The following is a 7,594-nucleotide window of genomic DNA, read 5'->3' as shown; positions in this document are numbered from 1 at the left end:
CCAACAAATAAATCATCCTTGCTTTGATGCGATCGCACCTAACAAGGCTCTTTTAGCCCGCGCAGGCGGGCTTTGTCCGTGTAGCCCCACCCTTCAGGGTGCGGGTTTTTTGAAGGTTTTATTTTTTGGAGTTCCCTTAGAGTCTAGTGATAGGTCAGATCTCAACAGCAATTGTTTGTCATCAGCGCTATGTAACCGAGGGAGGATCGCTGTTCAGGGATAATCGGGGACCTCTCAACTTGGCATCGCTGCTTCCAGCTTGCTTCCAAGGCAAATGAAAGTAAATGGGCCAAATCCGTTCGGTTGAAATAACCGACGCGACGACTCCTTAATCCCCAAACTGTACTGGAGGCTACCGAAATCCATCGCAGTCCAGTGTTGCCAAAGGCCAGGGGAGTGCTGGAGATGATGGTAGCGTTACTCCTCTAATCTAGCAGCGATCGATATCACCAATGAAACCCGTCTTCTGCACCCAGGGGAAACTCGTCAAAATCCCGGGAAAGCGCCTATAGTAGTGATCTGCTGCTAATTTTTATCCCAGAGGTTATTCATGTCCCGGTTTCGCTTTTTTTCGTTGACTTTAGCCTGCTGTTTGATATTCGGTTTTGGATTGTTCGGTTGTACCAGTCCCAATGGCACAAGTGCCAATTCCGACCTCGAAGCACAAGTCTTGGAGATTATTCGGAATAATCCTCAAGTCATTGTTGAATCCGTACAAGCCTATCAGGAGGCTCAACAAAATGATGTTCAGCAAGCAAGGCAGGCTTTCTTACAGCAGATGAGTACCAACCCGGCAGAAATTATCGGGAATTCTCCCGTTAAAGGTGCTCCTGAGAAAAATATCGTGATTGTGGAATTTTCCGATTTTCAATGTCCGTTTTGTGCCCAAGCTCACGAAACGGTGAATCAGTTTATGGCTAAACATCAGTCTGAGGTCACTTTGACCTACAAGCATCTGCCCTTGAGTCAGATTCATCCCCAAGCCCTGCCCGCCGCTCAAGCGGCTTGGGCGGCTGGACAGCAGGGGAAATTCTGGGAATATCATGATGCATTATTCCAACAGCAAGAGCAGTTGGGAGAACCGTTATATGGGACGATCGCCCAAACGTTAAATTTAGATTTGGAGAAATTTAACAGCGATCGGCAGAGTGAAACCGCCCAAGCTGCCATTGAGGAGGACCTGATGCTGGCTCGCAAATTAGGCATTAATGGAACTCCGTTCTTTTTCATGAATGAAGAACCTTTCTCCGGGGCTGTAGAACTGTCGGAAATGGAAACAATTTTAGATCGCATTAAAAGTGCTGGGAGATAAATTATTCCCCCATTTGATGACAAGTCCCGTCAGCTTGCTCCCCGATTAGGACAACAACAATCCAGGTCGTTCGCCAAATTTATTCAAAATTCGCACGACCTGGAACAAAAGAAACGAGCAGACTGTCTTTAAGAGTTTTTGGCAAAAAATCATCGGCTAAATCACTTCTAACTCTCCATCAAATCTCTGGAACTGTCCGAGTAAGTAGATAGGTGAATGTTCTGAATGTTTAGCCCGGTGGTTTGAGTTTTTGCCCTCTAGTTGCTCAACCAAGGGGGGAGAACAAGACAATCCCAACCCGGTTCTAGGTGGCGTTCTAATCAGCCATGAAAGGCGTTTTTTAGGGGCAGCAGGGTGGGAAAAACACCCCCCTAGAAGAAGTGGATAAAAGATACCCTGAAGATCGCCTTGCATCCGGCTTAAATGGGTCAGTTTAGGAAAAGCGCCTCCCCGGGCGATCGCCGAGTTCATCATGCCTTGGCGATCGCGACAGCATTCCTCTATTAGGGCCGTTACATCCCCGACCCTGTGCTCAAAAGTCCAATCCCTGTCGGATATCAACGTTTGGGGCAGTTTTTTCGCTATAATCCCATAACTTGAATTCTCTGTGGAAACTGGGTTAAAGGCTACATCCTACTGAATCCAAACCTGTCAATTATAATTGGAGATAATTCTCCGGTTGCCAAAAAATGGACAGTGCGATCGCCGGTTTTGTCACCTGGAAACCCTATGAACTGGGCATTTTTTCAGATCGATCCACCCCCTAACGTTGAAAAGTTCCCCCGTCGGCAGTTGGAATTGGGTGTTGATCCCATTAATTCAAGTCTTTTAAGGTAGAGTCTTGGCGATCGCAGTGCATCACCCCATCCACTCCCTCTTTTGTATCGGGAACTCCCAGGGAATACCACTCTTGTCTGGGTCCAGTTATTTTGGCAGACTGGAGAAAAGGCGATCGGTTATTTGAGCTAACCCCGAATGATTTCCCCCGATCGCCCTTCCCAAAACTCGATTTCAGTCGAGGATTTCACTCTATTGTACCCCTATTCAGATCTCAGACAGCATAACTTATGACCAGTGGCGCTTTACCCAATGGGCAGCAGCCAGATTCCCCTAATCTGGACGGGCAGTCCACTCCCCTTTATAAAAATGAAGAAATTATTTATAACTTTTTCCTAAACTTGGTGAACACGAATTCTCCAGAAATCGTCACCATCGAGTTTAAAACTTTATTCATTGAATTTGTAAATACCGATAAAAACACCGATGCTTGGAATGTCCTGTTTCGGATTATTTATGCTGAAGATGAAGAAAAATTTCATAAAATCCTTAATCGATGTTGCTACATCCTCGTCAATAATTGGCAATCAACTCGCAACAATGCCGCCATTCAAGACCTGATCCAAATGTTTCAGGACAAAACCATTGAATCCTATACGGCTTCCATGAGTTTGCACCGACTCCGAACCTGGTTAACTAATTTTTCCAATAGTGAAGATTACAAAGCCCTGGAACTGTTTGCCTCTCGCAGCGAAGATGGTCCTTGGAGTCATCGCTATTCGAGTTACTTATTAGCCCATCAATCGGTCTTTGGTAAATCCAAGGAACAAAAAGAAGCCGCCAAAGCCCTCTCCCGCCAACTCAAAGAACGGTTTAAGTTTGACCTCGCCATGTACACCGCTCGGTCTCAAACTCAAATGATGCCGCAGGAAGTACCGAACAAAAACCCCACGGGTTTAGGCAATGATGTCCTCCGACTGATTAAAACGGTGGTCGCTAAAAAAGGACCTTATAATTATGTCAATTTGGCCCATATTTTTATCAATCAAACTCAAGGAGGTACTTACAAATCCTTTAAAATTGCCCTCAAAAAATATTTAATCTTCTCCGTAGAACATCAGACATTTGTTGACACCATCAATAACAAACTTTCCAGCAAACTATTAGAACTGGGCAAAAATCATGATGAGGAAATTCTCACCCCTGTCTTACTCAAAAACACTTGTAAAAAAACCATTGAATTTTTAACCACGGAAAACGGCAAAGAACCCTCCTTGCTGTTTATTCTGTTATTGGCCAACGGCAATCCCATGACCTTAGCGATCGTCCTGTTGAAGCTGGTTTTAATCTGCAAATCCTGTTCCCCTCACTTAGAAGCCTGTTTAGCCAATTTAATCCGCTACTATGAGGAACAATCTCAAACTGAATGCAAATGGCTGATCAACTTTTTAGAAGTCGTGCGAATTACTTTCGCCATTTATGCTGACAACGTAGAATATAACGTAGTGAGATGGGATGGAGACTCCACCACCGGCTTCTCCGATAGTGAGAATCAAAGCTACCGGATTTTTTCCTCGGTGAAGCGCCCGATATTGGAACCCGAGGATGAAGGATAAAACGCACTCCGGTGGGAAAAGCGTTACACTTTGGCGATAATACCTTGATGATTTGATATTCATGCTTTCATCCGAAACCCAAACCCCCAAACCCCCCTCACCTGTTGCCACCACTGCCCTGGATGTGGGCGGCATGAAATGCGCTGGTTGTGTCCAAGCGGTAGAACGTCAACTCACACAACAACCCGGGGTCATTTCTGCGCGAGTCAATTTGGTCACGGAAGTGGCCGCAGTGGAGTATGAACCGGACAAAATTGACCCGGCACAATTGGCCCAAAAGTTGAGTGCATCGGGATTCCCCACGGAACTGCGTTCTACTACCCCCGATAGACAAGGGGAGAATGCCCAAACCACTCGCCACCGCCAATCCCTTCGCGCCGCTATCTGGAATCTGGCAGTCGCCACCCTGTTAATCCTCCTCTCCGGTTTAGGACACCTCGGCCAACTCGGATTCCTCAACCACATCGAATTCCATTGGGCCCTAGCAACAGCGGCGATCGCCATTCCAGGCCGTCCCATCCTCGTCGAAGGGGTCCGCGCCTTATGGCGCAACAGTCCCAACATGAATACCTTAGTCGGATTAGGCGCACTCAGTGCCTATCTCGCCAGTTGCATCGCCTTCCTGTTTCCCCAACTCAAATGGGAATGCTTTTTCGATGAACCCGTGATGTTACTCGGATTTATCCTCCTCGGACGCACCTTAGAACAACTGGCAAGACAGCGCGCCTCCGCCTCCCTCCAGGCCCTCATCTCCCTCAAACCCGCCACCGCCCGCTTAATCACCACCCCCCTCTCTCCCACAACCGATTCCAACTCCCCCCCCTTCACCCTGGAAATCAGCGCCGATCGCGTCAAAGTTGGGGAATTTGTCCAAGTCCTCCCGGGAGAAAAAATCCCCGTGGATGGAGAAATCATCTCCGGCAGTACCACCATTGATCAGTCCATGTTGACCGGCGAATCCCTCCCGGTCCTCAAACAAACTGGCGATCCCGTGGTTGGGGGAACCCTCAATCAATCCGGGGTTATCGCCATCCGCGCCACCCGCATCGGGGGAGAAACCACCCTCGCGCAAATTGTCGCCCTCGTAGAAGAGGCCCAAACCCGCAAAGCACCGATTCAACACCTCGCCGATACCGTCGCCGGATACTTTACCTACGGCGTCATCACGATCGCCACGGTTACCTTTGCATTTTGGTACTTAATCGGCACCCACCTCTTCCCCCAAGTCTTACAACCGGCAATGCAGTTGACCCCCCTGTTACCGATGGGAGGTCACCTCCATTCCCTGATGGAACCGACTTCCCCGTTGTTACTGAGTCTTAAACTGGCGATCGCCGTCTTAGTCATCGCTTGTCCCTGTTCCCTAGGACTCGCCACCCCCACCGCCCTCCTCGTCGGCACCAGCATGGGTGCAGAACGGGGATTACTGATTCGCGGGGGAGACATTCTCGAAGGCGTAGCGCAACTTGATACAGTGATTTTTGATAAAACCGGCACTCTCACCACCGGGGAACCGGAAGTCACCGATTGTCTCTGCATTGACTCGGTGGATGCCACAGCAATGCTGCAACTTGCAGCAACAGTGGAAAGCGGGACGAATCATCCTCTTGCCAAAGCGATTTTAATCGAGTCCAAAACCCGGAATCTTCCCCTCCTGAGTGGCGATTGCTTTCAGACGCAACCGGGATGCGGGGTTTGCGCAACGGTGGAGAATGATTCTGTCCTGTTGGGAACCGAGGACTGGTTTAGGCAACAGGGGATAGAGATTTCCCCAGACTGGAGTTCCCGGATCCGAACACTGGCAGAAGCGGGTAAAACCGTGGTGTTAGTGGGGAAAGGGGGAGAATTAATCGGGTGTATTGCTGTGCGCGATCGCCTGCGAGAGGATGCTCAATCCACCTTGGATGCTTGTCGGGAAATGGGATTACGGGTGATGATGGTGACCGGCGATCGGCCAGAAGCTGCCCAGGCGATCGGGCAATCCCTGGGACTCAACCCCACGGATATCCTCGCCGGAGTCTCTCCTGCCGGTAAAGCAGAGGCGATCGCCCACCTGCAATCCCAGGGTCAATGTGTCGCAATGGTCGGAGATGGCATCAATGATGCCCCTGCCTTAGCTCAAGCGGATATTGGTATTAGTTTAAATGCCGCCACCGATGTCGCCGTAGAAACCGCAGGTATTGTTTTAATGCGGGATTCTCTCCTAGATGTGGTCAGTTCTATCCACCTGAGTCGCGCCACCTTTCGCAAAATTCGGCAAAACTTATTTTGGGCTTTCGCTTACAATATCCTCGGCATTCCCGTCGCTGCCGGTCTGTTACTGCCTCTGTGGGGAATCTTATTAAATCCTGCTACTGCCGGTGCATTCATGGCCTTCAGTTCCGTGAGTGTCGTCACCAATTCCCTACTGTTGCGCCGCAGTGATTAGACTTTTGGCTGTCATTATAAAAAGCCCCCCTTCTTAAGGGGGGTTGGGGGGATCTCTCCGGAATGAAAGCATGAGTTCTATAGCGGTTTCCACAGTTATTCGCCTACATTTGGGGGAGTGCGAGCATCTTGCTCGCTCTTGTCAAGAGCGAGCAAGATGCTCGCACTCCTCTCGATATCTGTAACTCATGAGTCCGGAAATGGCTATATTCTCAATCGGTTCCCATTGCCCCTAATTGGCAACCACTACCCCGATTAACTCGCGGCAGTTTCTAAAAGCTCCCAATAGCGATTTTCTGCGATCGCCTCCGATAGCAAATTAAACATTTGCCGACAACGGTTATCTAAATGCAGGGGCAATTCTTCATTTTTCATCACCACATTCATCCCCACTTCATCTTCCACCCCAACCGTTCTATTGATTAACACTTCCACAGTCACTAACTTGGTAAATGGAACTTCTCCCGGTTGTTCCCGTGCCATAATATAGTCCACGGTTTCGTAAATAATATTCAAAGAAGCAGCCTCTAAAATTTCTCCGAGCAAGGGCCGGAAATTTTCCAAAGGAACTGCAACGATAAATAAGCCAGTGTAGCGAGCCATAGGCAATTAGGGGCGTTCGACGGTTTGATTCTCCCGATCATACTCAATTAAGGGTCTTAATTCAGGATGATGAAGAGATGGACATTTTTTGGAGCTTTTTGCTCCCTTGCTCAACCGGACTAACCCATTCTCTCTCTACTCCGTAGGGGCGATTCGGGAATCGCCCCGCTGTTTAGGGTTCAATTTGCTTTCTTGGCATCAGTCCGGTCAATTCACCACAGACAATAATCTCTGGTACTCATTTTCAGACTGACCCAGAGTGATCGCCCACAGGCTAAACCGGATACAGTCTAAAAAATTAGTTATTCGTGATGTTAAGTGCTTTTTCCGATTTGGTCAACTGTACAGGGTCACGGGTCATCATCTTCACAACCAGGACCAACTGTAACCGTTTATCTTTTATCCGGGCATCCCGCATCCTTGATGGTGATGAAGCGGGATTCTAGGGATTGGATCGGGCTTAAAAAATTGGGGCTGACCGCAACGCCGTCTTACCTCAGCTTCTGACCTGGAAAAACCAGGTGGGCATCGCGGCTCATAGCTTTACGTTTCCGGATACAATGTCCGGTTTACGGCCACTAGAACTCTACGATTCCCTTATAAATTAAGGCATAGATCATAAAACACTATTGGCAGTCACCAACGTTGCAGTTCAGCTATCTCATTGTAATCTATTTCACCGAAATGACAAGGGGGGTTCGGGAATAATTTAAAGGGACCTTGGTCATTGGTCCTTGGTCATTGGTCATTGGTCCTTGGTTCTTGGTCCTGGGGAGATGGGGTTTTAATCCTAGCCCTGCCAAGGTGTGTAGATTGTAGGGGCGCAATGCTTGCGCCCTCTTTTGGGCGCAAGCATTGC

At 48.7% G+C, this 7,594-nt stretch carries 5 protein-coding genes and 1 other RNA gene; 3 read left to right on the top strand and 3 right to left on the bottom strand.

The features are described from left to right. Positions 1-550 precede the first annotated feature (550 nt). Positions 551-1,312: a DsbA family protein gene (locus tag NG833_RS19400; protein WP_254566920.1), complete on the top strand. Its 762-nt coding sequence runs from the start codon at positions 551-553 to the stop codon at positions 1,310-1,312. A gap of 156 nt (positions 1,313-1,468) precedes the next feature. Here the strand turns inward: NG833_RS19400 and NG833_RS19395 are convergent, their stop codons facing one another. Next, positions 1,469-1,873 carry a hypothetical protein gene (locus NG833_RS19395; RefSeq protein WP_254566919.1) on the bottom strand — a complete coding sequence of 135 codons (405 nt, stop codon included), beginning with the start codon at positions 1,871-1,873 and terminating at the stop codon, positions 1,469-1,471. A 506-nt stretch (positions 1,874-2,379) separates the two neighbouring features. On the opposite strand from NG833_RS19395, the gene NG833_RS19390 reads away from it, so the two are divergent. Both NG833_RS19390 and NG833_RS19385 read left to right on the top strand, forming a co-directional pair. Then, entirely contained in the window at positions 2,380-3,705 is a 1,326-nt protein-coding gene (locus NG833_RS19390) for a hypothetical protein (protein ID WP_254566918.1), read from the top strand. A 61-nt stretch (positions 3,706-3,766) separates the two neighbouring features. Further along, positions 3,767-6,133, top strand: coding sequence for a cation-translocating P-type ATPase (locus tag NG833_RS19385; protein ID WP_254566917.1), 2,367 nt, complete (start codon positions 3,767-3,769; stop codon positions 6,131-6,133). Positions 6,134-6,387: 254 nt separating this feature from the next. Here NG833_RS19385 and NG833_RS19380 read toward each other — a convergent pair whose 3' ends face one another. Next, on the bottom strand, positions 6,388-6,735 hold the full coding sequence (locus NG833_RS19380) for a hypothetical protein (RefSeq protein ID WP_254566916.1): 348 nt from the start codon (positions 6,733-6,735) through the stop codon (positions 6,388-6,390). Between the two features lie 472 nt (positions 6,736-7,207). Continuing rightward, a non-coding RNA gene (gene ssrS, locus NG833_RS19375) (6S RNA) lies at positions 7,208-7,392 on the bottom strand. Positions 7,393-7,594: the final 202 nt, after the last annotated feature.

It is taken from the genome of Oscillatoria sp. HE19RPO (assembly GCF_024220515.1).
GTDB lineage: Bacteria > Cyanobacteriota > Cyanobacteriia > Cyanobacteriales > Laspinemataceae > Laspinema.
The sequence above is the reverse complement of the archived record's forward strand: the minus strand, read 5'-3'. Positions and strand labels throughout refer to the sequence as shown.

Bases quoted from the DNA above. Each gene is read 5' to 3' on its own strand.
- NG833_RS19400 (WP_254566920.1), top strand. From the start codon at position 551: ATGTCCCGGTTTCGCTTTTTTTCGTTGACTTTAGCCTGCTGTTTGATA.
- NG833_RS19390 (WP_254566918.1), top strand. From the start codon at position 2,380: ATGACCAGTGGCGCTTTACCCAATGGGCAGCAGCCAGATTCCCCTAAT.
- NG833_RS19385 (WP_254566917.1), top strand. From the start codon at position 3,767: ATGCTTTCATCCGAAACCCAAACCCCCAAACCCCCCTCACCTGTTGCC.
- NG833_RS19380 (WP_254566916.1), bottom strand. From the start codon at position 6,735: ATGGCTCGCTACACTGGCTTATTTATCGTTGCAGTTCCTTTGGAAAAT.